This is a genomic window from Bacillus sp. 1A (genome assembly GCF_052682215.1).
This window is the reverse complement of the sequence record NZ_JBQYLZ010000001.1, coordinates 4,149,730-4,174,375: the sequence shown is the minus strand read 5'-3', so window position 1 is coordinate 4,174,375 and position 24,646 is coordinate 4,149,730. Positions and strand designations below refer to the sequence as shown.

Annotated in this window: 25 protein-coding genes; 17 read left to right on the top strand and 8 right to left on the bottom strand. The window is 33.1% G+C overall.

Annotated elements, in window-relative coordinates:
- Positions 1-64 precede the first annotated feature (64 nt).
- A complete protein-coding gene (cspD, locus tag ACUN0F_RS21355; RefSeq protein WP_000176365.1) occupies positions 65-268 on the bottom strand; it encodes a cold-shock protein CspD in 204 nt (67 codons plus the stop codon).
- Between the two features lie 371 nt (positions 269-639).
- Between cspD and ACUN0F_RS21350 the strand changes: the two genes are divergently transcribed.
- Both ACUN0F_RS21350 and ACUN0F_RS21345 read left to right on the top strand, forming a co-directional pair.
- Entirely contained in the window at positions 640-1,536 is an 897-nt protein-coding gene (locus tag ACUN0F_RS21350; protein WP_445540110.1) for a CPBP family intramembrane glutamic endopeptidase, read from the top strand.
- Between the two features lie 17 nt (positions 1,537-1,553).
- Positions 1,554-2,195: an AAA family ATPase gene (locus tag ACUN0F_RS21345; RefSeq protein ID WP_098085329.1), complete on the top strand. Its 642-nt coding sequence runs from the start codon at positions 1,554-1,556 to the stop codon at positions 2,193-2,195.
- A gap of 36 nt (positions 2,196-2,231) precedes the next feature.
- On the opposite strand, the gene ACUN0F_RS21340 is transcribed toward ACUN0F_RS21345, so the two are convergent.
- Positions 2,232-2,993 carry an arginase family protein gene (locus ACUN0F_RS21340; protein WP_445540109.1) on the bottom strand — a complete coding sequence of 254 codons (762 nt, stop codon included), beginning with the start codon at positions 2,991-2,993 and terminating at the stop codon, positions 2,232-2,234.
- Positions 2,994-3,202: 209 nt separating this feature from the next.
- Between ACUN0F_RS21340 and ACUN0F_RS21335 the strand changes: the two genes are divergently transcribed.
- From ACUN0F_RS21335 to ACUN0F_RS21325, 3 genes are all read left to right on the top strand, one after another.
- Entirely contained in the window at positions 3,203-3,808 is a 606-nt protein-coding gene (locus ACUN0F_RS21335) for a PRK06770 family protein (RefSeq protein ID WP_445540108.1), read from the top strand.
- Between the two features lie 121 nt (positions 3,809-3,929).
- Entirely contained in the window at positions 3,930-4,346 is a 417-nt protein-coding gene (locus ACUN0F_RS21330) for a MarR family winged helix-turn-helix transcriptional regulator (RefSeq protein WP_445540107.1), read from the top strand.
- A gap of 139 nt (positions 4,347-4,485) precedes the next feature.
- Complete coding sequence (locus ACUN0F_RS21325; RefSeq protein WP_445540106.1) at positions 4,486-5,682, top strand: MFS transporter; 1,197 nt, start codon at positions 4,486-4,488, stop codon at positions 5,680-5,682.
- A 70-nt stretch (positions 5,683-5,752) separates the two neighbouring features.
- Here ACUN0F_RS21325 and ACUN0F_RS21320 read toward each other — a convergent pair whose 3' ends face one another.
- The gene (locus ACUN0F_RS21320) at positions 5,753-6,625 is read right to left on the bottom strand and encodes a LysR family transcriptional regulator (protein ID WP_327973712.1); all 873 of its coding nucleotides are present in this window, start codon (positions 6,623-6,625) and stop codon (positions 5,753-5,755) included.
- Positions 6,626-6,754: 129 nt separating this feature from the next.
- Here ACUN0F_RS21320 and ACUN0F_RS21315 point away from each other — a divergent pair, with 129 nt between their 5' ends.
- The 3 genes from ACUN0F_RS21315 to ACUN0F_RS21305 all read left to right on the top strand — a co-directional run bounded on the left by ACUN0F_RS21315 (position 6,755) and on the right by ACUN0F_RS21305 (position 9,402).
- Complete coding sequence (locus tag ACUN0F_RS21315; protein WP_445540105.1) at positions 6,755-7,798, top strand: aspartate-semialdehyde dehydrogenase; 1,044 nt, start codon at positions 6,755-6,757, stop codon at positions 7,796-7,798.
- Between the two features lie 167 nt (positions 7,799-7,965).
- Positions 7,966-9,072, top strand: coding sequence for a C45 family autoproteolytic acyltransferase/hydolase (locus tag ACUN0F_RS21310; protein ID WP_445540104.1), 1,107 nt, complete (start codon positions 7,966-7,968; stop codon positions 9,070-9,072).
- Positions 9,073-9,138: 66 nt separating this feature from the next.
- The gene (locus ACUN0F_RS21305) at positions 9,139-9,402 is read left to right on the top strand and encodes a hypothetical protein (RefSeq protein ID WP_264463188.1); all 264 of its coding nucleotides are present in this window, start codon (positions 9,139-9,141) and stop codon (positions 9,400-9,402) included.
- 102 nt (positions 9,403-9,504) lie between these two features.
- On the opposite strand, the gene ACUN0F_RS21300 is transcribed toward ACUN0F_RS21305, so the two are convergent.
- Positions 9,505-10,407: a LysR family transcriptional regulator gene (locus ACUN0F_RS21300; protein ID WP_000612229.1), complete on the bottom strand. Its 903-nt coding sequence runs from the start codon at positions 10,405-10,407 to the stop codon at positions 9,505-9,507.
- Positions 10,408-10,670: 263 nt separating this feature from the next.
- Between ACUN0F_RS21300 and ACUN0F_RS21295 the strand changes: the two genes are divergently transcribed.
- The 5 genes from ACUN0F_RS21295 (at position 10,671) to ACUN0F_RS21275 (ending at position 16,888) form a co-directional block, all read left to right on the top strand.
- A complete protein-coding gene (locus ACUN0F_RS21295) occupies positions 10,671-11,357 on the top strand; it encodes an MOSC domain-containing protein (RefSeq protein ID WP_172553919.1) in 687 nt (228 codons plus the stop codon).
- A 250-nt stretch (positions 11,358-11,607) separates the two neighbouring features.
- The gene (locus tag ACUN0F_RS21290) at positions 11,608-12,492 is read left to right on the top strand and encodes a GNAT family N-acetyltransferase (protein WP_000528651.1); all 885 of its coding nucleotides are present in this window, start codon (positions 11,608-11,610) and stop codon (positions 12,490-12,492) included.
- 33 nt (positions 12,493-12,525) lie between these two features.
- Positions 12,526-13,122: a DUF1349 domain-containing protein gene (locus ACUN0F_RS21285; RefSeq protein WP_001027690.1), complete on the top strand. Its 597-nt coding sequence runs from the start codon at positions 12,526-12,528 to the stop codon at positions 13,120-13,122.
- A 222-nt stretch (positions 13,123-13,344) separates the two neighbouring features.
- Positions 13,345-15,099, top strand: a complete 1,755-nt coding sequence (locus tag ACUN0F_RS21280; RefSeq protein WP_445540103.1) for an ABC transporter ATP-binding protein — start codon at positions 13,345-13,347, stop codon at positions 15,097-15,099.
- Entirely contained in the window at positions 15,092-16,888 is a 1,797-nt protein-coding gene (locus ACUN0F_RS21275; RefSeq protein ID WP_445540102.1) for an ABC transporter ATP-binding protein, read from the top strand. Before ACUN0F_RS21280 ends, ACUN0F_RS21275 begins: the two co-directional genes overlap by 8 nt.
- Positions 16,889-16,996: 108 nt before the next feature.
- Here ACUN0F_RS21275 and ACUN0F_RS21270 read toward each other — a convergent pair whose 3' ends face one another.
- A complete protein-coding gene (locus tag ACUN0F_RS21270; protein WP_327973716.1) occupies positions 16,997-17,257 on the bottom strand; it encodes a hypothetical protein in 261 nt (86 codons plus the stop codon).
- A 284-nt stretch (positions 17,258-17,541) separates the two neighbouring features.
- On the opposite strand from ACUN0F_RS21270, the gene ACUN0F_RS21265 reads away from it, so the two are divergent.
- A complete protein-coding gene (locus ACUN0F_RS21265; RefSeq protein WP_327973717.1) occupies positions 17,542-18,279 on the top strand; it encodes an N-acetylmuramoyl-L-alanine amidase in 738 nt (245 codons plus the stop codon).
- A 228-nt stretch (positions 18,280-18,507) separates the two neighbouring features.
- Here the strand turns inward: ACUN0F_RS21265 and ACUN0F_RS21260 are convergent, their stop codons facing one another.
- Positions 18,508-19,092, bottom strand: coding sequence for a LysE family transporter (locus tag ACUN0F_RS21260; RefSeq protein ID WP_060488766.1), 585 nt, complete (start codon positions 19,090-19,092; stop codon positions 18,508-18,510).
- A gap of 59 nt (positions 19,093-19,151) precedes the next feature.
- On the opposite strand from ACUN0F_RS21260, the gene ACUN0F_RS21255 reads away from it, so the two are divergent.
- Complete coding sequence (locus ACUN0F_RS21255; RefSeq protein ID WP_098191277.1) at positions 19,152-19,766, top strand: helix-turn-helix domain-containing protein; 615 nt, start codon at positions 19,152-19,154, stop codon at positions 19,764-19,766.
- A gap of 406 nt (positions 19,767-20,172) precedes the next feature.
- Here the strand turns inward: ACUN0F_RS21255 and ACUN0F_RS21250 are convergent, their stop codons facing one another.
- A complete protein-coding gene (locus ACUN0F_RS21250; protein WP_327973719.1) occupies positions 20,173-20,760 on the bottom strand; it encodes a BclA C-terminal domain-containing protein in 588 nt (195 codons plus the stop codon).
- A 210-nt stretch (positions 20,761-20,970) separates the two neighbouring features.
- On the opposite strand from ACUN0F_RS21250, the gene ACUN0F_RS21245 reads away from it, so the two are divergent.
- A complete protein-coding gene (locus ACUN0F_RS21245) occupies positions 20,971-21,981 on the top strand; it encodes a DUF4183 domain-containing protein (RefSeq protein WP_445540101.1) in 1,011 nt (336 codons plus the stop codon).
- 60 nt (positions 21,982-22,041) lie between these two features.
- Here ACUN0F_RS21245 and ACUN0F_RS21240 read toward each other — a convergent pair whose 3' ends face one another.
- A complete protein-coding gene (locus ACUN0F_RS21240; RefSeq protein WP_001121646.1) occupies positions 22,042-22,332 on the bottom strand; it encodes a DUF4183 domain-containing protein in 291 nt (96 codons plus the stop codon).
- Positions 22,333-22,801: 469 nt separating this feature from the next.
- Between ACUN0F_RS21240 and ACUN0F_RS21235 the strand changes: the two genes are divergently transcribed.
- Positions 22,802-24,094: an exosporium glycoprotein BclB-related protein gene (locus ACUN0F_RS21235; protein ID WP_445540100.1), complete on the top strand. Its 1,293-nt coding sequence runs from the start codon at positions 22,802-22,804 to the stop codon at positions 24,092-24,094.
- Positions 24,095-24,646: the final 552 nt, after the last annotated feature.

The window sequence follows — 24,646 nt, the reverse complement described above, 5'->3', positions numbered from 1 at the left end:
AAATTTTAGTTATATATTAAAAAGGTTGTTAACCGAGCTGGTAACAACCTTTTTATTGTTTGAATTATAGCTTTACAACGTTTTTAGCTTGAGGTCCACGGTTACCGTCTTCAACTTCGAAGCTAACTTCTTGACCTTCGTCAAGAGACTTGAAGCCGTCGCCAGTGATAGCTGAGAAGTGAACGAATACGTCGTTACCGTCTGCAACTTCGATGAAACCGAAACCTTTTTCGCTGTTAAACCATTTTACTTTACCTGTTAATGTCATGGTAATGCCTCCTAAAATTTAAAAAGATTACAATATGATCGGCCTTATTTGAATGAAAAATAAAAGTTCACATATTATCAAACACCCATAAGGAGTACAAAATAATCCTGATTGATACTTGATAATATGCAAAGAAAATATGATGTTAAATTGACCTTAATTACTATCTTACAACAAATGGTGGGAAATAGCAAGTGCTGGTAATACCAGTGAATAATCTTGGTGATAATAGTAAAACGCACAAAGTTATCTCTTTTATTTATATATTATTCCAAATTTAGGTTTATGCTAAACGGAGAGCATTTTTATTGGAAGTTTGTATTAGAGAAACGATATATAGTATTAATATATTTGTTATGGAGGCGAGAATATTGCAATTTACGCAATTTAAAATAATTGATGCAGCTAAAGAAGGAAGAAAAAAAGTTCATCCAATATTCGCTGTTATACTTGCAATTGTATTTTTAACTTTAGGTGAATTGTTCATGTTATTTATGTTGTTTTTACCGAAAGCAGAAACACTTTTAATGAAGGCAATTTATAGTGATATTGAGATGATATTGACGTTTGGCGGAGCTGTATTTTTTGTTTTTTTATGGGTTAGATTTGTAGAGAAAAGATCAATTTCATCCATTGGTTTTTGGAAAAATCAGTGGATAAGAAAATATTTGAGAGGTGCATTAATAGGTTTTGTTTTCATTTCAATACCAGTAATGATACTTTTATTAACAGGAATTGTACAACTACAAATGCAACAAATTACGCCAACCGCTATAATTGGAATTGTGGGATCTTTAGTTGCTTTTTTAATACAAGGTGCAACAGAAGAAATTGTTGTTCGAGGTTGGTTATTTCCAGTCCTTTCTGTTAGAAGCCGTATATGGATTGGGATTGTTGTGACTTCTTTTTTATTTGGTTTTCTTCATTTACTTAATCCAGGTATTACAATTCTTTCAATATCGAATATAATATTAGTTGGTGTATTTGCAGCTTTTTACGCTTTGAAAGACAGTAGTCTTTGGGGGATATGTGCATGGCATTCCATTTGGAACTGGGCACAATATAACGTATTCGGTTTTGCAGTTAGTGGAATGGTGATGTACTCTACACCACTTTTTAAACCTGTAACAAACGGATCGGAAGTCCTTCATGGGGGCTCGTTCGGAATTGAGGGGAGTATCATTACAACAATCATGCTTTCTATCGCTTCAATTGTTTTATGGAGACAGTTATGGGGTAGAAAAGAGAAACAACGAGATTTAAGTTAATGAAAGTGGGAGAAACTATGGGGATTATAGCGTTTGAGGGAGCGAGTGCGGTTGGTAAGAGCAGCACGTCTCGTGAATTAGAAAAAAATCATGGTGCTTATATTATACCTGAAGTGAATTTTTTATTTGAAAGACCAAAAAACGAACATAGAACATGGTATTTTGAAAAACAAGTAGAGCGTTGGAAAATAGCAGTGCAGAAGTCAGAGCAATATGAATTAGTAATACTTGATGGTGATATTTATCAGCCACTTAGTTATAATTGGTGTTTCCATTTTGATATATTTAATCAGCCATTATCTTTAATAGAAAACTTTTATAAAGAAAAGCTGATCAATAAGGAAATTGGTTTTCCTGATCAATATTTTTATTTATATACGAATGATGAAGAACTTAGAAAACGGAAAGAATCTGACGAGACAAAAAGAAGAAGAAACTTTGAAAAACATTTACATATATCAAAATCGTTTCAACGTTATTATGAAAATTTAAATACCGTTACAGACGGGTACTGCAAAATGATTGATGCGAAAAGTGTAAAATCGAATGAGTTAGAAATTGTGAAAAGTTTAAACTGTTTAAATGTGTCTGAAGAGAGCCGTTTTGATGTTTCAAGGTTAGATGCGATTACGAAGTGGTTAAAAGAACATCGTGCATAAAAACAACGAGTGCCTTATAAGGTACTCGTTGTTTTTTTATGTATTATATATTGATTTTAAAATTTGTAAGTTCGCTTTTTCATTTTTCTTAATAGCATTTGCATATTTAGCTAGAAAGAGCTGAGAAGGATAAACCGGTAGTTCACCACAAATGTCGATACCATAAACATTTTTATTCCTAATAAGAGAATGTAAACATTTTAATAGTGTAGAAAGTTTCATATGTCCTTGATCCCAATTTGTAATAGTTACTTTTGAATCTAAAACATCTTTATCAATGCTTACATATATAGTATCTGTATGAATATGCGAAAGTATCGTATGTGTAGATGCTTCATAAGTTGTATCTATCGGGAATACTTCTACGCATGAATAATCATTAGAATGAATGGTTAAAGAAGAAGGTCCGATAATAATTACTTTCTTTAATTTCGGGTTATTTTGAAGTGCGAATGATACCCATGAACCGCAAGAAATAAGAGTATGTTCATTTTCTTCTTTTAAGTTCATGTCAGTGTGATGATCAAATAAAATAAGGCTAAATGGTTCATCTATTTCTTTTAGTAGCAAATAAGATACATAATGATAATTTCCAGAACCGATAAAGGTGATTCCTCTTTGCTTTCTACGATATAACTCCCGTTTTATTCGCTTTAAAGAAGGAGTCTCGCAATACAGGTTTGCGTGCTCTAAATGACTAAAATCAATATCTTCATGTGAATAAGAATGAAGTTTATTTTGTAATAAATATGTATCGTCAAAGTTTAAAAAAGTTAAACCGCTATACAATAAACTCATATTTATTCATCTCCTTTATATGTAGGCTAGCATATATTTTTATAAAATTAAAACGAAATGCTTAGAGATGGATCTGCATTTGAAAAAGATGGATGTTTTGACAGAATAATCTTTCAATTGATAAAGAAAAGAAATATAATATAAGGAAATATATATGTGGTTCGAGAAATAGAAAATATGAATGGGATATGTGGGAGGAAACAAGCAAGATGAAAACATTATTTAAAATAATAGGTATTTTAGCTGGTATGGCGGTAATTGGCGTAGGTGTAACATATGGTATGCTATATTATCTAAATAATAGTAAACCAGCTGCGAAAAAGGCATCACTAGCTGCTCCGGCAGCAGAAGTACTAGCTGATAGTAATGTAAAAGCTGAAGATGCAAAGCTTTTAGAAAATGGTAATCATTCATTACCAAATAGCGGTTTTAATAAAAATTTTAAATGGACAGATGAGAACATACAGACAGCATTACATGAAATGGCACATCAAAAAACGAAAGCTGATCAAAAGTGGGGCTATATTTTTATCACACAAGAACGAATTGAAAGTTTACTTGATATTGTAAAGAGTAATGATCTAGTACAAGGAAATACATATGCAGATATTTTAGAGAGATGGAAACAAGGAAAATATGAAAAGATGGATGCGGATCACAACAAGATTTGGAAATTACAAAGCGGGAATTTAGGCGAAGGAAAAGGATTAATGTCAGAAGCGGAACAAAAAGAGTTAATTAATCAAGTGTTTATGCAAAAAGGTACTTATTCAGGCAGTAAATTAATTGCAGGTGGGGGACAGACTAATAAATAAGAGATATGTTGATTTTGAAACACCTTTGTTGTTATAAATACAAAGGTGTTTTTGTTGACACAAGAAATAAATGGGAATATGATTCATATATGAAATAAATTAGAGGGGCTTAAATATATATATGAATAACAGAGAGCTTTACGCAAATATTCGTGATGTTTATCATTTACTCCAAAAAAATCTAGATAAGGAAATTGAACAATATGATATAAGTTACGTACAATTTGGAGTGATTCAAGTACTCGCAAAATCGGGGAAAGTATCTATGTCAAAGTTAATTGAAAACATGGGATGTGTTCCAAGTAATATGACAACTATGATTCAACGGATGAAGCGTGATGGTTACGTTATGACAGAGAAGAACCCAAATGACCAACGTGAAACGCTCGTTTATTTAACTGAAAAAGGTGAAGAAATAAAAAAGCAAGTAGATGTGCAATATAGTGATTTTTTAAAAGAGAACTGTGGTTGTTTTACGAAAGAAGAAGAAGAGCATTTAGATACTTTATTATTAAAGTGGAAGAAGCATTTGAATTAAATATAATAAAAATGTAACACTCTGTTACATTTTTATTTATATAAATACTTCATATATGAAATAAAACTAGCGCAGTAAAAAAGAAGAGAGGATAAAAATAAAGAGTTATTTCATATATGAAATAAAAGGGGAGTTATATATGGAGTTAAATTCGATGATACGTATTTTGACAATTGTAGCTTTTTTTGTTGGGTTAGATTCATTAATAGTGGCACCTTTATTACCAGCTATTACAGAAACAATCAGTATTCCTGATGGGAGTGGAGGACTATTAATTACTATTTATGCACTTTGTTATGGAATAACAGCACCTTTATTCGGACCAATGTCTGATAGAGTTGGAAGGAAACGTATGATCATAATGGGGTTTGTTATTTTCTCTATTTCTACATTTTGTACGGGATTAGCAAAGGATTTTGAAATGCTTTTATTATTTCGTGGTCTAACAGGTTTATCTGGTGCGATGATTATGCCAAGTATATTTGCATTAGTAGGAGATAAAGTTACATATGAGTCAAGAGGAAAAGCGATGGGAACGATTATGGGAGCGATGGTAGGTTCGACAGTCATTGGAGTACCTATTGGAGCATTTTTATCTGAAATAGGAAATTGGCAATGGACATTTTATAGTATAGGACTATTAACTTTATTTCTTACATTACTAGTTAATCACATATTAGAAAATGAAAAAACGAGAAATGAGGTGCATGTTTCTATAGCGAAAACGTTAGGTGCGTCATTGAAAATGGCTTTAGTAAATATATCAGTTTTATTTGCATTATTGGCAACGTTTCTATGGACAATTGGATTACACGGTATGTTTTCGTACATAGGTGTTTATTATGGCAATAATTTTGGACTTTCCGTTGGTGAAATAGGTATTGTAATCTTTCTGGCGGGAATTGGTAGTGTAGCAGGTAATATTCTGGGTGGAAAGTTAGCAGATAAAATAGGAAAGAGGAATGTCATATCTATTGCCAGTATTGTAGCCGCAATTACTGTAATGATATTCTCGTTTTCCATAGAAAATTTAACAATTGTAATTACTGTACATATAATTTGGAGTTTATTTATTGGATTTGGCCAAGCATCATTAACAGCATTAATTTCAGAATTAAACCCAGCTGTGCGAGGGACTGTGATGGCGTTAAATGGTTCTGCCATGTATATTGGTATGACTATTGCTTCTGGCATAGCGTCACTTGCCGTGAGTAATGGATTTCCGTTTTCTTCTTTAGGAATAATGTGTGCCATTGCTAGTTTGCTTGTCCTTCCAATCGTATTTGTTCTAGTTAAAGGAAAAGAATTATCTAATAAAAAGAAGATGACTATATAAGTCGAATGAAAGAAAACATGGATTGATATTCTTCCAAGGATTTCAACCTATGTTTTCTTTCATATTATTTTTATATTTTCATCACTTTTAATAGTGAAAGAAACGATTGTAATACGGGTGAAATCCATCTAGATTTATGATAGATTACATGGCTTTGAATAACTGTTGAAGTTTCGATAGGCTGAAAACAGAGTTGTTCTTTTTGACAACTTTCTTGTACAACAATGTAAGGAAGAATTGAAATTCCTAACTCACACATCACAGATTGTTTAATGACTTCAACGTTGGAAGTTTCAAATGTTTTAGCTGGAATATTTCCGCTTTGACGTAAAAACCGATCTACCATCGGTCTATAGCCGCAGCTTTGTTCTGTAAAGATAAATTGAGTATCATTTAGTAAACAAAATGGATTAGAGTGTGTAGAGTAATGGGGAGGTAAAATCCATCCAAATGCTTCATTACAAAAAGTACGCGTAATAAAATCATTATGTTCCATACTTTCTCCAATTATGAAAATAACATCTGTTTCTCCTTCACGTAGCTTATTCATTGCTTGTTCGTTTGTAGTTGTTTCCAGTACGATATTTACTTTCGGATTCTCCTGTTTGTACATACGTAATAATTGTGGTAATCGGTACACTGCTAATGATTCGTTAGATGTAATCGTTAATGTTCCCTCTAAATCATCACTATTTTGAGGGATTTCTTGCGCTTTTTCATAAATAGCTAGTAATTCTAGGGCATAAGGATGAAATTGATGACCTGCTTTTGTAAGAAGTACTTTTTTCCCTAATCGATCGAATAGAGGGAGACGTAAATCGTTTTCTAATGCTTTTATATGCGCTGTCACAGTAGATTGCGCATAACCTAACGCATGAGCAGCTTTAGAAAAACCACCATACTTAACAATCGCACAAAATGTTTTAACATGTCTCATTTCCATAAGCAATCCCTCTTTTATTATCATGATTTGTGAATGATTATATCACGTATTTCAATTTTCCAAATGATTAAATCCTTTATAAAATGAAATTGTAGAAATATTCATTTAAGTGATATTGGAGGAGAAAAGATGATCAAAAAGGGCTATCATATAGCTGTAGTTGGGGCTACAGGTGCAGTAGGGCAGAAAATTATTGAACTGTTAGAAAATGAAATGAAGTTTAATATAGTTGAAGTTACATTGCTTTCGTCAAAACGATCCGCTGGTAAAGTAGTGCGATTTAAAGGACGAGAGATAATTATACAAGAGGCAAAAACAACTAGTTTTGAAGGTGTTGATATTGCCTTTTTTAGCGCTGGAGGAGAAGTGTCTAGACAATTTGTTAATCACGCAGTCACTAGTGGTGCCATCGTAATTGATAACACAAGTGAATACCGAATGGCGCACGATGTACCGCTCGTTGTTCCAGAAGTAAATGCGCACACTTTAAAGGAGCATAACGGTATCATAGCAGTTCCGAATTGTTCAGCATTACAGATGGTGACGGCACTTCAGCCAATTCGAAAAGCATTCGGATTGGAACGAATTATTGTTTCCACATACCAAGCTGTATCAGGTTCAGGAATTCATGCAATTCATGAATTAAAAGAACAGGCTAAGTCAATGCTTACAGGTGAAGAAGTAAAGAGTACTATATTACCAGCGAAAAAAGATAAAAAACATTATCCAATTGCGTTTAATGTACTTCCGCAAGTAGATATATTCACAGATAATGATTTTACATTTGAAGAAGTAAAAATGATTCAAGAAACGAAGAAAATTTTGGAGGACCAAAACTTGAAAATGGCAGCTACTTGTGTGCGTGTTCCGGTCGTATCCGGGCACTCAGAATCGGTTTATATAGAACTTGAAAAAGAAGCAACTGTTGCAGAAATAAGAGAAGTGTTGCTGGATACACCAGGTGTTGTACTGCAAGATAATCCTAGTGAACAGCTGTACCCAATGCCATTATATGCAGAAGGGAAAATAGATACATTTGTCGGGAGAATTAGAAAAGACCCTGATACACCAAAAGGATTCCATCTTTGGATTGTTTCCGATAATTTATTAAAAGGGGCCGCTTGGAACTCGGTTCAAATTGCAGAAACGTTGGTGGAAGAGGGGATAATATAGTATAGGTAAATTAGGAAACTGTTAATGATTACAGTTTCCTAATTTTTATTTTATAATTGTTTTCTTTATTCCAGCCAAATTTGATTTGAAAGACAGTAAAAAACATCAAGAATGAATAAAATTCATTTGGTATGATATGGATAAATTAAATGTAAGGGGGGATTTAGATGTACCAAGTAAAGGGGTACTTTTCATCATTAAAAGGAAGTCATTATGATATTGGAAAGCAACAAGGGGAGTTTGTGAAAAATCATCCATATCTCATTCCACAATTTATACAGCAAGAACATTTAGTATCAGATAATTATTGGACAGAATCTAGAAATATATTAAATCAATATTGTCCAGGAATTAATGAAGAAATTGAAGGGTTTTGTGAAGTGTTGAAAATTCCTGCTAGAAATCTGATGTATTATTATCAAACACTATTAAAAGCAGGATGTAGTCATTGTGTCGTATTACCTAAAAAGACAGATTCAAAGCACACATATGTTTTAAGAAATTATGATTTGTCACCAAAAATAGATGATATGCGTTTTTGCTCAACACATGTTGAAGGTGCATATGTGCATAGTGGCTTTTCTACTTTTTATTTCGGTCGAACAGAAGGAGTTAACGAGCATGGGTTATCTGTTACATTTTCAGCATGTGGTCAACCAGTAGGAAATATTGAAGGCTTACGAAAGCCAGTGTTAAGTGGTTTACAATGCTTTGCGGTAATTCGAGTATTATTGGAGAAATGTAAAAATGTGCAGGAGGCGATATCACTAGTTGATGAAATGCCAATTGCAAGTAATATTAATCTAATTGTAGCAGATCCTTTAGACGCAGCACGTATTGAAATATTTGACGGTTTTAAATCAATAACCACAATTGATGAGGAAAACCAAAATTTTATCGTATCAACAAATCATGCGATTAGTTTATCTGTTCAAAAATTGAATAATAGAAGATTAGAACAATCTACAAACAGATATTACACATTGTATGAACATTTAAATCGAAATGAACAAGTGAGCATGGATTCTTTAAAAGAATTAGTAGAAAGAGAGTATCCTACTGGGCTGACAGTACATAATTATGAAGAATGGTTTGGAACTTTGCATTCTGTCTTATTTGATTTGCATAATCGTACAATGAATATTTGCTTCGGATCTCCACTATTCAACGACTGGTACTCATTGAAAGTTGGAGGAAGTCTTTCATTTTCTCAGGTAAATGTGAAATTTAATAATAAAACGTATACTGACTTTTGGAGAGAAGAATGCTATTAATTGATTCAAGAAGAATAAATGAGATAAAATGGTAATAGTAAGGTGTATATACGGGAGGGCTTGCCATTGCTAAAAGTAATGTTACCGATTGTTCTTATCTTATTTGTTGCCGTTTCAATGTATATTACTTATGAAAAAAGAAAAAAAGCAGGGGTAAAAGGATTGAAGAGTGCGTTAACTTCAATTTGTTTCTTTACACTAGCAATCTTAAATTTGCTTGCATATTGGTTTAACTTTGGTGGGATTATTATTTGGTTTATTTCAATTGTTTTATTGCTAGTTGGGGCATATTTTACGAAATATATTCCAATATCTAAAAAGGTACATTGAAATTTATATGAGTTTAAATATTATGTTTTATTTTGTTTTGAAAAGAGATTATTCTACTAGGTCGTTGTGAAACGGTTTTATAGGATAATCTCTTTTGTTCGTTTAGCTTTGTAAAGAATGTACTGTTCTTTTTAGTTGCTCAATAAATTCTCGAGTTGCAGCACACATATATTTATCTTTTCTATAAATAAGCCCAATTTCTATTGTTGGAGTAGGATTCTCTATTTTAATAGCTTGAATGTTTTTATTTTGTAAAAAGTCTATATACGGTTTTGGTAACACTGTAATTCCCATTCCTTTTGAAACCATTTGGATTAAAGATTCCATCGTACTAATTTCTAAAATTGGTTTTGGTTTAAAGTTAAATTTTTGACAATGAGATGTAATTAGTTCGGTTAAAAAGAAATTTTTAGGTAAAAGAATTAAAGGGTAGTTCTGTAATTCAGCAATAGATACATGATTACGTTCAGCTAATTGATGATCGGTTGGTACGACTAATGTAAGTTCACTTTTGTATAGAGGGATAGAAATAATCTCCTTATCTTGCACCGGGAGAAATGTAATGCCGATATCTAGTTCGTTTTGTAATAATTTTTCACGAATATCTCCTGTACGAAGCCCTAATACAGAAAGCTCTATATTGGGATATGAATGATTAAAATTTAATATAGCTGGTGGTAGTAAATAATTTACGACGGTTAACAAAGAGCCTATTGTTAAGGAACCTTGCTGTAATCCGTTTAGATCTTGAATTGCAGAACGAGCTTGTTCGACTTCATGAAAAATGGTTTTACTATGTAATAATAAAATCCTTCCTGCATCAGTTAAAGATATTTTTTTACCAATGCGATCGAAAAGCGGCATTCCTACTTCATGTTCTAATGCACGTATTTGCTGACTTAGAGAAGGTTGTGAAATATTTAGTTTCTCAGCTGCTTTTGTGAAATGCAATTCTTTTGAAACAGCTAAAAAATATTCAAGTTGTCTTAATTCGATTGGAATCACCTCAAGTTTAATGATAGGTTATGCCTATCATTATTATATAAATAATTGGATTGAACAATGATTTTGTTGAGCTTATAATCACTTTATTAGAGAGGGATTGAAAAGTTTTTGAAGTAAGGATAGATAAGTATCGGAGCAAGGATATTTGAGTGGTTATTACATTTGCTGACCTTTTGTCATTTTAAATGAAAAATAGACAGAGAGTTTGAAAGTATAAATTAATCTATTGAAAAATTGTGGGGTAAGTAAGGGGAGCGATTAAGATGAATAAAGTATATGAGGTACTATCTTTAAATATAGGGTTACCAAAAGAGGTTACATACGGCGGAAAGGTAATTCATACAGGTATAAATAAGAAGCAAGTAAGGGAACCGGTGTTTTTATCCTTTTTAAAATTTAATGGAGATGGGCAAGCGGACTTAGTTCATCATGGTGGAGTAGATAAAGCAGTTTGTGTGTATTCTGGAGAACATTATAGATACTGGGAAAAAGAGTTGAATCAAGCCCTTGTATATGGAGCATTCGGAGAAAATATAACAATTAATGGTCTGTGTGAAGAGGATGTTTGTATTGGTGATACATTTCAAATTGGAGAAGCAATTGTACAAGTAACGCAGCCAAGACAACCTTGTTTTAAATTAGCTAAGAAATACAATATTCCAAAGTTACCACTTTATTTTCAAGAAACAGGATATACAGGATTTTATTTTCGTGTATTAAAAGAAGGATGGGTATCACCTGTTGATACGTTAAAGTTAATAAAGTCTGATCCAAAAGGTGTTACAGTAGCATTTGCTAATCGTATTATGCATAAGGAAAAACAAAATATGGAAGGGCTAAAAAGGATCTTAGAAGTACATGCACTTTCTACAAGTTGGAGAAATACATTTGAAAAGCGAATGAGAGGAGAAGAAATTAATACGAGGGAGAGACTAGAAGGAAAAAAATAATAAAAAATATTTTTTATAAATGGTGCATTTCTATGAGTAAAAACGAAGTAGAAAGCACTAATAAACTTATTAATATTCAAAAATCTTAATATTGTTTTATTCGACTTACTTTCGAATAGTCAAAACATAAAATTAATTAGACTCTTTTTTTATATTTTATGATAGTATATTGATTGGTAAGACCTATTACATTAAGAGCAGGTTATATAACTAAATCTAATTTGATGGAATTAACGTATGGAGGGACAACATGGGGAATGTTGAAATTTTTGAAAAATTTCTTTTAGAAGAACCGAAAAGAGAGAAGTTATTTCCTTTATTTGAAGAAGTGTTTGGAATTACAATTCAAACATTGAATGATTTTTCAGAAAGAGGTTATTGGGATGATACATACAAAGCTTTATCATTTTTACATGACGATAAAGCGATTGCAAATGTTGCGGTATTTTCGCTACCATTGCTAGTAAATGGTGAAAGAATAAATGCAGCCGGCATTCAAACGGTAATGACTCACCCTGATTTTCGTAGACAAGGACTCATGACACAATTAATAAGTAAAATGATAGAAGAAATTGATAAGAAATGTGAATGTACATTATTATTTACGGAAAAACCTGAACTATATGCATCATTTGGGTTTAAAGTTGTGCAGGAGTATTTGATGACTATTCTATATGATAAAAAGAATAATAATGACTCCTTACTTAGAAAGTTAGATTATTATATGGAAGAGGATAGAAAGTTAATACATGAAACTATTGATAGTAGCCAAAGACTTTCAAATAATTTTTCAACATTAAACTTCCGTCCTTCGTTTTATTTGAATATGTATGATTCGGGATGGAATGAGAAATTGTATTATTCAGAGAAACTAGATGCTCTAATTGTGTATGAAGTAGATAATGAAAAGTTGAAATTATATGGAGTATTTGCAACAGTAATTCCAGTTTTAGATGAAATATGCGGAGAAATCGCTGAAAGATTTACAGAAATCGAATTTTACTTCTCACCAGATCAATTAGGGATTGAGGATGTACAATTTACAGAATTACAGTCTAATAAGTATTTAATGGTTCGAAGTAATAAAGAGTTAGATTTTAAAGGTTATAAATTCCCTGTATTAGCGGAGTTTTAAAGGTTTGTATAAAGGCTTTATTATGGAGGAACTATGAATATATCGTATATACCTAAACATGTTGAGCAGCTCACTATAATGAATGTCCCTGAATATTATAAAATTAATGACAACCGGTCGTTTATTGTCCGTTCGAAAGCAGAAACAGATTTCTGGCTTAAAACACATTATGGTTTTGAAGTAATGAATGGTCATGTATTTTATAGTGAAATGATGACAGACTTTCAAGCTGAAGTTCAATTGTGTATGGATCCAAATTCAAAATACGATCAAGCAGGTCTTTTTGTTATGATTTCGGAAAAGTGTTGGTTGAAAACTTCATTAGAGTATATTCCAGATGGCCCTTCTCATTTAGGAGCTGTCGTAACGAATAATGGATATTCTGATTGGTCAACACAAGACTTTCCAACAGAATTAGCTACCCAACAACTTCATTTTCGAATTGTTCGTAAACGTGGCGATTATATAATATATGTAAAAAATAGCTGTCAATGGGAACAAATAAGAATTGCTCATTTGATGGAGGATATAGGGAATGCGCCTGTTAAAATAGGTTTTTACACGTGTAGTCCTTCTAAAAACAATGGATTTGAGACTGAGTTTTTAGATTTTACAATTGAAGAGATATAGATGAAAAACCGTATTCTTTCTACTTAAGAATACGGTTTTTCTATTTGCGTAATATAAAGCACATTTATTGACCGGAAAGTCATTAATGCTTATCATTTAATAATGTTAAATATTAATTTGCATAATATAATAGAAATACTGGAAAAATCAAAAAATATATGGCTTAAGTAAGGAGGGTATGAATTATTAAATGGTAATTTCATAGGAAAAAGGAGATTAAGTATGAAATCATTTCGCAAATTATTACATTATTTAAAACCATACATGTTCTTCGCGATTATTGGACCACTGTTTATGGTACTTGAGGTTGCGATGGACTTAATTCAACCGACTATTATGCAGCATATTATTGATGTTGGGATAGCAAATCGTGATTTGAATTATGTAATAAAAATGGGGCTTCTTATGATAGGAGCTGCAGCAATCGGTTTAGTTGGAGGACTTGGGTGTATGATGTATTCTACAAAAGCAGCTGTTAATTTCGCTACAGACATACGAAAAGATGTATTTGCGAAAGTAGAAACATTTTCTAGTGAAAATCGTGATTCATTTGGAACTGGGAAATTATTAACGATTGTGACAAATGATATTACTTCTATTCAATCGGCGATGACGATGACATTACGTGTACTTGTTCGTGGTCCTTTGTTATTTATCGGAAGTATAATAATTGTTTTTGTAACAGCACGCGAGTTATTTCCTATATTACTTGTAGTTGTTCCAATTTTATTACTTGCGATTATATTCATTGCAAGTAAAGCGAGCGGAACGTTCAAAAAAGTGCAAGAAGCATTAGATAAAGTGAATACAAAGCTACAAGAAAATTTATCTGGAGTACGTGTTATTAAAGCGTATGTAAGACAAAAATATGAAATTACTCAGTTTGGAAATGTTAATACAAATTTAACGAAGATTAATATTCGAGCGGTGCAGCTTATTTCCATAATGATGCCAATCATTATGTTAGTTGTAAGCGGCGGGATTGTCGCAACATTATGGATTGGTGGAGAAAAAGTATTTGATGGAACGCTTCAAGTAGGAGCTATTTTAGCGTTTATAAACTATTTGAATATTATTTTAATGTCACTTATGTCTATAAGTATGGTATTTATGCAAATCGCGCGGGCATTTCCATCTGCGGATCGTGTACAGCAAGTTTTAAATACTGAGGTTGATATTACGACGGAAACAAATGCGGTTGCACCTAAGCAAATCGAGGGACAAATTGACTTTAAAAATGTTAGTTATAGTTACACGAAAAATAATGAATATGTTTTAAAAGATATTTCATTTAACATATGTAAAGGTGAAAAAGTAGGAATTATCGGTTCTACAGGAAGTGGTAAATCTACTTTAGCAAAACTGTTACCGCGTTTATACGATGTTGATCAAGGGGAAGTATGCATTGATGGAATAAATGTTAGAGCATACGATTTACAAAAACTTCGTGCTTCAATCGGGTTTGTACCTCAAAAGGCATTATTGTTTTCAGGTAGCATAGAAGAGAACTTACGTTATGGTAAAGAAGATGCAACGAATGACGAACTGGAAGTAGCGGCTTCATCAGCTTGTGCGACTGAGTTTATTAACAAGTTGGAAGATTCATATCAATATCATTTAACACAAGGTGCGACAAATTTATCAGGTGGACAAAAACAACGTGTATCAATTGCAAGGGCACTTGTGAGAAAGCCATCCATTCTTATATTAGATGATTCTACATCAGCAGTTGATGCGAAATCAGAATCTAACATTCAATCGGCATTAAGAACAGAATATAAAGGAACAACAACATTATTAATCGCCTCTAAAATCTCATCTATAATAGATGCTGATAAAATTCTCGTTTTAGATAACGGTGAATTAGTTGGTGATGGTACACATGAAGAATTGTTAGAACGATGTGAGGTATATCAAGAAATCTATCTTTCCCAAGGTGGCAATTTACATAAAGAAGGTGGGAAAGAACATGCGTAATTTTCAAGGGCAATTTTCTAATAAAGGTGGGCGTAACGTGCCTAAAATGGGTGAAGCTAGAAACACTAAAGGAACTGTATTGCGAGTATGGAACTATATGGGGTATCAAAAGGCTGCTCTTACGTTCGTTATATTTTTAGTATTTGTTACGACGTTACTTGGGTTATTAGGTCCTTATTTAATGGGAGTAATTATCGATCAATATATTGTACCGAAAGATTTAAGCGGTACGGCGAGAATGTGTTTGTTACTTATCGCGATTTACGGTGTAACAGTATTGTTAACTTGGCTACAAACATTTGTCATGGTTAACGTTGCATTAAAAACAATACAAAAAATACGACAAGATATTTTTGAGAAAATCCAAACGCTTTCTTTACGGTTCTTTGATGTACGTTCTCAAGGGGATTTAATGAGCCGTGTTACAAATGATATAGATAATTTGAATCAAGCGTTGACGCAAAGTGTTGTACAAATTATTTCATCAGCATTAACCTTTATAGGTGTAACAATTGCGATGTTCGCATTAGATTGGATTTTAGCAATTGTTACTTTAATTACAGTACCTATTATGTTTTTCGTTACAAAAAAACTAGTTGCTTATAGTGGTAAAAACTTTGCAAAGCGTCAAAAAGATTTAGGAGAATTAAATGGTTTTATTGAGGAAGCTATAACTGGAGCGGATGTTACAACGTTATACGGGAAAGAAAAAGAAACCGTACAAAATTTTAATAAAATTAATGAACAACTCAGAATGTCTGCTACGAAGGCGGATACATTTTCAGCTTTTATTTTTCCAAGTATGAACTTTATAAATAACTTAGGTATGGGGCTTGTAATTGGGACTGGTTCAGTTATGGTTTTAAATGGAATGACAACAGTAGGTGTCATTGCGGCTTTTATTAATTATTCTCGTCAATTCTCAAGACCACTAAGTCAATTCGCAACTTTAATGAATACAATTCAAGCGGCAGTTGCTGGTGGAGAACGTGTCTTTGAAATTATGGATGAAGTACCAGAAATTCAAAATAAAAAAGATGCATGCATTGTACAAAATTTACAAGGGCATGTTGCACTCGAGAATGTTTCATTTGGTTATGAGGAAAATAAAACGATTTTAAAAGAAGTGAGTCTTAAGGCACAGCCAGGGGAGACAATTGCTTTAGTTGGTCCAACTGGATCGGGCAAAACAACAATCATTAATTTGCTAACTCGCTTTTACGATATACAGCAAGGGCAAATTCATATCGATGGAAAAGATATAAAAGATTATGATATTAATTCGTTGCGAAGTAAAATAGGAGTAGTTTTACAAGATACGTACTTATTTGCTGGGACGATTATGGATAATATTCGTTATGGTCGATTAGATGCTAGTGATGATGAAGTAATCAATGCAGCTAAGGCAGCATCTGCGCATTCTTTTATTAAACATTTACCGAATCAATATGAAACAAAAATTGCTTCAGAAGGATCGAATTTAAGTCAAGGACAAAAACAACTTCTTGCGATCGCGCGGGCGATTTTAGCTGATGCAGATATATTAATTCTCGACGAAGCAACATCAAATATTGATACGAGAACAGAATTGCAAATTCAAGAAGGACTAAATAATTTAATGAAAGGTCGAACAAGTTTTGTAATCGCTCATCGACTGAAAACGATTGAAAAAGCAGATCAAATTCTTGTTATAAAAGATGGAAGTATTTTGGAAAGAGGGAATCATGAATCTCTTATGGAAGATAGAGGGTTTTACTTTGATCTGTATACGAGTCAGTTTAAAATTTAATAAGAATATTTGATAAAGTGCGGTTTCTCTAGAAAGGAGAAACCGCACTTTTATATTTATAAAGATAATTAGAAATATAGACTTGAATTTTTTTAGATACACGAATTGTTAGCAAAAACTAGCAACTTCAGTGACAGGGGGAAGAAATAATTTACGTGGTATTGTAATAATCTCAAGAGCCATCTGAGCTGAATGGAGAAGTATTGGAGTTAATTCTAAAGCGTGCGTTAATAATAATATAAAGCTTGTTAGGACTGCAAAGCTCCCCAAAAAGAAACTTTTTGAAATGTTACGGAAATCTTTTATTAAGGAAAAGAAAGAAAAAAATGCTGTAACAACGAGAATTAAAAATTTATACTTATCAGCCATTAAACCCCTCCTAAAGAACAGTAGCTTATGTTATAACATATTTTTCATGTATTATAATAAAGAGATTTATAAATAAATAGTTTAAATGCGTAAAAACCGCAACTAAAAAATATTAGTTGTGGTTTTTATTTATGAGTCCTTTGTTTTAGAAAATAGATAATCTAGAATTAAAAATTTAAAAATAGATTAGTGCCCTTATTATTGTTTGCTGGAGCTTTACTGGATATTTGACCGGACAATAAGACGAGCTTTGAATATATTAATAAAAAAGGGGATGTTGAACAATGGCTAGATATAGTTTACATGGAGGTCACAATAGTATTGTACAGGGTGCAAATTATGGGAATCGGAAAGAACATATTATGGATCGCCAAGTTAAGGATGCAGTTGTTGCTAAATTAAGAGCATTAGGGCATACAGTTTATGATGATACTGATGAAGTAGGGATAACACAAGCGCAAAATTTAAATAACATTGTATCTAAAACAAACTCACATGATGTAGACTTAGTAGTTTCATTTCATTTAAACTCATATGATACGAATGCTAATGGTGTTGAAGTACTGTATTATGACCAACAAGCTTTATCAGCAAAGATAGCAGCGCAACTTTCAAAAGATATTGGCTGGTCAAATCGTGGCGCGAAAGAGCGAAAAGACCTTTATGTATTAGCGAATACGAAAGCACCTGCAATCTTAATTGAACTTGGATTTATCGATAATGAAGCAGATATGTCAAAATGGAATCCAGATAAGATTGCAAATTCAATTGTTTATGCGTTAACGGGGCAATCTGGTGGGACAACTCCGCCATCGAAAAAAAATATCATTCAATCAGGAGCTTTTTCATCGTATGAAACCCCCGATGTAATGGGAGCATTAACGTCACTAAAAATGACAGCTAACTTCATCTTACAATCTGATGGTCTAACATATTTTATCTCTGAACCAACTTCAGATGCGCAACTTAAAGGAATGACGGATTACCTTGATCGTAAAGGCTGGTGGTATGAAGTTAAGTAACGATTTTAGTTTAGTGGAACAGAATATTTAAAAATCAATAGTCAAAAAAGAGGATTACTTATAATGAGTAATCCTCTTTTTATTTTATCTCGTATGAATAAGAGTAGATATAGAAGATTACCGCTTTAAAACTAAATAAGTAATGCATGTAAGCGGGAGGTTCATTTGGTATATCAGCTATATTTGTAAATCATACTTTTAAACAGAAATGAAATTTAGAGTTTGAATTTAATTGACTACAATTGAAAAAGCACTAAAAACTAATAAAACGGCCATAATGATGTTAAAAGATTTAGTATGTTTTAATAAAAGTTTTTGGAACATGGAACCAAATAAGCTCCAACTAAATGTACTCATTAACCCGACTACACCTAGAAATAATGAGAAGAATAGAAAACTTGAATATGAATTATAGTAAGGGAGAATAAAAGTTGACACTACAGTCAGGCCGAATAGTATCCCTTTAGGGTTAACAAACTGAAGAAAAATCCCCACTGTAAATAAGTTTTTATTATGTTTTTCATCGGGATCTGTACTAGTTTTACTAGTGAGTATTTTAAAAGCTAAATATAGCATATATGCTACACCTAAAATTTTTAAAGGGAATTCGATTATGGGTAGGATATTAATTAGTACAATATTAAAGAAGCTACATAAGGAAGTGAGGATGAAAAACCCGAAAGCTACTCCAAAACAAAATTGCATACTCCTTTTTAAACCATGTTGATTAGCGTATGTCATAGCTAAAAAATTGTTAGGACCGGGTGTGAAGCTACTTATAAAAACAAATAACAAAAAAGAAAATATAGGCATTTCAAAACCCCCTAATTAATTAGTGTGTGTTATAATGACCGAAAAGAACAATATAACGTGTGCTTTTTATTATACATAACGGTCGTTATATTGTATATAGTGTAGGAGTGTTTCTTATGGAAGAAATTCAACTTATTTTGGCGAAAAATTTAAAAACAATACGAGAGAAAGAAAAAATGAGTTTGGAAAAGGTCTCGCAATTAACAGGTGTGAGTAAAACGATGATTGGACAAATTGAACGAGGGGAGTCAAGTCCAACATTAACAACGATATGGAAAATTGCTAATGGTTTGAAAGTGTCTTTTACTTCTTTAATCAATAACCCGCAACCAGATACGAAAGTTGTTTTACGAAATGATGTTCAAGTATTATCAGAAGACAATGGGAGATATAAAGTGTATCCTTCTTTTCCTTTTCAAGATGATAGGAACTTTGAAATCTATACGGTTGAAATTGAAACAGAAGGAAAATTAAGTTCGGAAGGCCATAAAGAAGGGACCGAAGAATTTATAACGGTGTTTGAAGGGGAATTGATAATTGAAATAAATGATTGTCAATATACATTAAATAGCGGAGATGCAATTCGCTTTAAGGCGGATAGACCGCACTTTTATTATAATTCCGGAAGTACGCTAACTCGGTTAAGTATGACTATTTATTATCCGGCTGCATAAACTTACCATTGCATCAAGAATATAAAGAAATGTGTGTTGATAAACCATCTATAAGAGATGGTTTTATTTTTTAAAATTCATAAAAAAAGACACTCGTTTGAGTGTCGACATAGTATTGCTCTCGCGTATAGGATTGGAGTATGTTTCTCAAAAACGTATTGAGATGGTTCGCATTTGAGAAACTGTCTTCTTATTCAATGTAACATTGGCAGGGAGAAGTGTAAATTGATAATGTATATACGGAAAATTTAGTATAGATGGTTATTACTATGAATATAGTACAAATTGTTTTTATTGCTTAATCACTGTCGTGAAATTATTGAAATATTCTTAGCTTTAGGAATGACGTAATAGTTACTACTTTAGCAGCTAAGAATGTTTATTATAAAAAAGAATGAATCATTTATTAATCGATTCGTATAATTGTTAAAGAGGCACCTGTTGAACCACCTCCAACTAAATTAACTATGGATAATACGCCGAATATTTGAAGGGAAATTGTATTACCAGCAATTAAATTGGTTATTAAATTATTATTATAGTTTGAAGTTGATATTGCGGGTGAAAAAATAGATCCGGGAAGTGGAGTCGAAGAGTTTAATAGTAGCCTTGTACCAGCAAGTAGAGAAGTTGTTGTATTAATTTGATAGGTTAAATAATATCTTCCAGTAACAGGAATTGTATATATATCATTTGTAGCGTTCACTGTAAAATTATCGAGACTTTGGTTATTAGAAAGTGGAATATTAGTTCCACCTAATATGACTGAGATGGGACCACCTAATGTATTATTAGCGAACATAGAGTTTGTTGTAATAATGGGTCCAGTAATACCCGTGGGTCCAGTAATGCCTGTAGGTCCAGTAATGCCTGTAGGACCGGTAATACCTGTGGGCCCAGTAGGACCTGTCAGTCTGTATGGAAGAATAATTTCAAGAGCCAGTGATAATAGTTCTTTTTTCATTTTTTCATTCTTATCTTGAATATAAATCACCTCATTTTTAAATTAGAACGTAACCGATTTAGTATTTTGAAATGGAACTATCATTTTATTATATTAATACTACTAGTTATAGCAACGGTAAAAAGTTTACTATATGTAAAAATCATTTGAGAATGAAAAAAGTAGTTATGGAATTTTTCTAAAATGATAGATGTATTATTTTGTTAAGTAGTAAACAAAAATGTGGAACGAGGTATTAAAGTGAAGCGAGAAAATAAATTATCAATAAATAAAGCTATGATAGAACCTGAAAACATTGGACCTACGTTTCCAGTTCTTCCCCCAATTTATATTCCAACGGGCCCAACGGGGATGACCGGTCCGACGGGTCCAACTGGTTTAACAGGATCACCGGGAGTAACAGGCCCGACCGGTTTAACGGGATCACCGGGAGTAACAGGTGCGACTGGTTTAACGGGATCACCGGGAGTAACAGGTGCGACTGGTTTAACGGGATCACCGGGAGTAACAGGTGCGACTGGTTTAACGGGATCACCGGGAGTAACAGGCCCGACCGGTTTAACGGGATCACCGGGAGTAACAGGTCCAACTGGTTTAACAGGATCACCGGGAGTAACAGGTCCAACTGGTTTAACGGGATCACCGGGAGTAACAGGTGCGACTGGTTTAACGGGATCACCGGGAGTAACAGGCCCGACCGGTTTAACGGGATCACCGGGAGTAACAGGTCCAACTGGTTTAACAGGATCACCGGGAGTAACAGGTCCAACTGGTTTAACAGGATCACCGGGAGTAACAGGTCCAACTGGTTTAACAGGATCACCGGGAGTAACAGGCCCAACTGGTTTAACAGGATCACCGGGAGTAACAGGCCCGACCGGTTTAACGGGATTACCGGGAGTAACAGGTGCGACTGGTTTAACGGGATCACCGGGAGTAACAGGTCCAACTGGTTTAACAGGGGCAACGGGTCCAACTGGAGTTATTGGACCAATAACAACAACTAATTTATTATTTTACACTTTTTCAGATGGAGAAAAACTTATATATACAGATTTAGATGGGATAGCTCAATATGGTACAACACACATATTACCTCCAGATGAGGTTTCCTATATTAATTTGTTTATTAATGGAATACTTCAACCACAACCATTATATCAGGTTAGTAATGGTCAGCTAACTTTATTGGATAATCAACCACCAACGCAAGGTTCTTCAATTATTTTGCAATTCATCATTATTAATTAAAAAAGACAGATTCTTAAATAAAAAGAATCTGTCTTTTTGTTCTACATTAAAGTAGTTAAACTAAGTGACGATAAATTCGATTGTAATTGGAATTCCGCCGTCTAATGCATCTCCGCCAGGAATTGTAATAGCACCAGTAGGTCCAGTAGTAATACTGGAGTTCACACTAGGTTGAAGAATGCCGTTTACATAAAAGTTGTAATACGTAAAAGTTGGAAAAGCAGTTGCAGTAGTACCAGCATCGTTTAAACAAGCTGTAGCAGCAATTGCAAAAGCTGCACCTGTTCCTGTTCCAGCTCCTAGTGTAGATGTAAATCTTCTAGATGCCATAAATGGTTGGATGATTGGCAATTAATTCTCACCTCCTAAATTATTTTTTGAACGAAGTATAGAATAACTTGTCCGATATATTGTATGAGAGTTTTCTATAATAGAAACGGCTTCTTAATTATTGAGAGAACATAATTTTAGTAAAGATATTGTTACTTATCTGAAAAGATGGTGTTGTTACTTGTTGGTTATATGCAAATGCTTAGTTTTAATATTTAAATTAAAATGTGCTTTTGGACCTAAGAGATAAACGTGGAAAATTAAAATAAACTCTTAAGTTTAGGTGTTTAATCTAAGCAGTCAATTATTAAAAACATATAATTAATATGTGAGTCATGAACATAATTAAATATCGTTTTTTCAGTTTGATTATAATTCATGTTTCCTATTTTAAGAGAAACATATAACTTAACTACTTTTTTCAATCGCATCTTTTATAGTACTTAGAATAGGAAAACACTCAACTATAAGAAAAGTAAGGAGGAAATAAATGAAACATAATGATTGTTTTGATCATAATAACTGCAATCCGATTGTTTTTTCAGCAGATTGTTGTAAAAATCCACAGTCAGTTCCTATTACTAGGGAACAATTAAGTCAATTAATTACTTTACTAAACTCATTAGTATCAGCTATTTCAGCATTTTTTGCAAATCCAAGTAATGCAAACAGATTAGTGTTACTCGATTTATTTAATCAATTTTTAATTTTCTTAAATTCCTTATTACCTTCTCCAGAAGTTAATTTTTTGAAACAATTAACTCAAAGTATTATAGTTTTATTACAATCTCCAGCACCTAATTTAGGACAATTGTCAACATTATTGCAACAATTTTATAGCGCCCTTGCACAATTCTTCTTCGCTTTAGATCTTATCCCTATATCCTGCAACTCAAATGTTGATTCTGCAACTTTACAACTTCTTTTTAATTTATTAATTCAATTAATCAATGCTACTCCAGGGGCGACAGGTCCAACAGGTCCAACAGGTCCAACAGGTCCAGCAGGAACCGGAGCAGGTCCAACGGGAGCAACAGGAGCAACAGGCCCAACAGGAGCGACAGGTCCAGCAGGTACTGGTGGAGCAACAGGTTTAACAGGAGCAACAGGCCCAACGGGAGCAACAGGTTTAACAGGAGCAACAGGCCCAACGGGAGCAACAGGTTTAACAGGAGCAACAGGCCCAACGGGAGCAACAGGTTTAACAGGAGCAACAGGCTTAACAGGAGCGACAGGTCCAACAGGTCCAACGGGAGCAACAGGCTTAACAGGAGCAACTGGTGCAACAGGTGGCGGAGCTATTATTCCATTCGCTTCAGGTACAACACCATCTGCGTTAGTTAACGCATTAATAGCTAATACAGGAACTCTTCTTGGATTTGGATTTAGTCAGCCTGGCATAGCTTTAACGGGTGGAACAAGTATCACATTAGCGTTAGGTATAGGTGATTATGCATTTGTAGCACCACGCGCAGGGGTTATTACGTCATTAGCTGGTTTCTTTAGTGCAACAGCTGCATTAGCTCCATTATCACCTGTTCAAGTGCAGATACAAATACTAACTGCACCAGCAGCAAGTAATACGTTTACAGTACAGGGAGCACCTCTATTATTAGCACCAGCATTTGCTGTAATAGCGATTGGTGCTACAGCATCGGGAATCATACCTGAAGCTATTCCAGTAGCTGCTGGAGATAAAATACTGTTATATGTTTCATTAACAGCAGCAAGTCCAATAGCTGCAGTTGCTGGATTTGTAAGTGCAGGTATTAATATCGAATAACTTGTGGTAATGTATTCTGTATATAGCCCTTCCTAATTTTTTAGGAAGGGCTATATTTTATGGGGAAATAGGTGATAAATCAATTGAGAAATTTCTTATTGTTAAGTTGGTATAAAAGGAAAATCAAAATGTATGATTTACACTTTATTGTTTATGGAATAAGTTATGCAGTTTAAAAGATTACCTATAAATAAAAAAAGATGAATTCTATTCTTAATAGAATTCATCCATTACATAAATGGTATACAAGGAAAGTAAGTTATTTATCGTGAGCGTTGAAATGTTATAGTTCAAATTAGTAATAAACTATTTGTTTTTATTACAGTTACATCCTTTTTTCTTTACATAGCCTTGATCGGCTAAATCTCTTTGCGATTGGGAATTGGAAGATTGAGAATTGGAAGATTGAGAGGATGCTGATGAACTACTATTTTTATTATTAGAGTAGTTTTTTCGATAGTTATAATTACTCATAGTACTATCACCTCCAATTAAATATATAAATATTATATGTATGTACTCTATTAATTGTTACGAAAAAAATAGGAATGG

Coding starts and splice junctions, on each gene's coding strand:
- ACUN0F_RS21275 (WP_445540102.1), top strand. CDS start 15,092: ATGCGTAATTTTCAAGGGCAATTTTCTAATAAAGGTGGGCGTAACGTG.
- ACUN0F_RS21345 (WP_098085329.1), top strand. CDS start 1,554: ATGGGGATTATAGCGTTTGAGGGAGCGAGTGCGGTTGGTAAGAGCAGC.
- ACUN0F_RS21290 (WP_000528651.1), top strand. CDS start 11,608: ATGGGGAATGTTGAAATTTTTGAAAAATTTCTTTTAGAAGAACCGAAA.
- ACUN0F_RS21320 (WP_327973712.1), bottom strand. CDS start 6,625: ATGGAAATGAGACATGTTAAAACATTTTGTGCGATTGTTAAGTATGGT.
- ACUN0F_RS21235 (WP_445540100.1), top strand. CDS start 22,802: ATGAAACATAATGATTGTTTTGATCATAATAACTGCAATCCGATTGTT.
- ACUN0F_RS21270 (WP_327973716.1), bottom strand. CDS start 17,257: ATGGCTGATAAGTATAAATTTTTAATTCTCGTTGTTACAGCATTTTTT.
- ACUN0F_RS21295 (WP_172553919.1), top strand. CDS start 10,671: ATGAATAAAGTATATGAGGTACTATCTTTAAATATAGGGTTACCAAAA.
- ACUN0F_RS21285 (WP_001027690.1), top strand. CDS start 12,526: ATGAATATATCGTATATACCTAAACATGTTGAGCAGCTCACTATAATG.
- ACUN0F_RS21340 (WP_445540109.1), bottom strand. CDS start 2,993: ATGAGTTTATTGTATAGCGGTTTAACTTTTTTAAACTTTGACGATACA.
- ACUN0F_RS21265 (WP_327973717.1), top strand. CDS start 17,542: ATGGCTAGATATAGTTTACATGGAGGTCACAATAGTATTGTACAGGGT.
- ACUN0F_RS21310 (WP_445540104.1), top strand. CDS start 7,966: ATGTACCAAGTAAAGGGGTACTTTTCATCATTAAAAGGAAGTCATTAT.
- ACUN0F_RS21315 (WP_445540105.1), top strand. CDS start 6,755: ATGATCAAAAAGGGCTATCATATAGCTGTAGTTGGGGCTACAGGTGCA.
- ACUN0F_RS21330 (WP_445540107.1), top strand. CDS start 3,930: ATGAATAACAGAGAGCTTTACGCAAATATTCGTGATGTTTATCATTTA.
- ACUN0F_RS21335 (WP_445540108.1), top strand. CDS start 3,203: ATGAAAACATTATTTAAAATAATAGGTATTTTAGCTGGTATGGCGGTA.
- cspD (WP_000176365.1), bottom strand. CDS start 268: ATGACATTAACAGGTAAAGTAAAATGGTTTAACAGCGAAAAAGGTTTC.
- ACUN0F_RS21260 (WP_060488766.1), bottom strand. CDS start 19,092: ATGCCTATATTTTCTTTTTTGTTATTTGTTTTTATAAGTAGCTTCACA.
- ACUN0F_RS21280 (WP_445540103.1), top strand. CDS start 13,345: ATGAAATCATTTCGCAAATTATTACATTATTTAAAACCATACATGTTC.
- ACUN0F_RS21325 (WP_445540106.1), top strand. CDS start 4,486: ATGGAGTTAAATTCGATGATACGTATTTTGACAATTGTAGCTTTTTTT.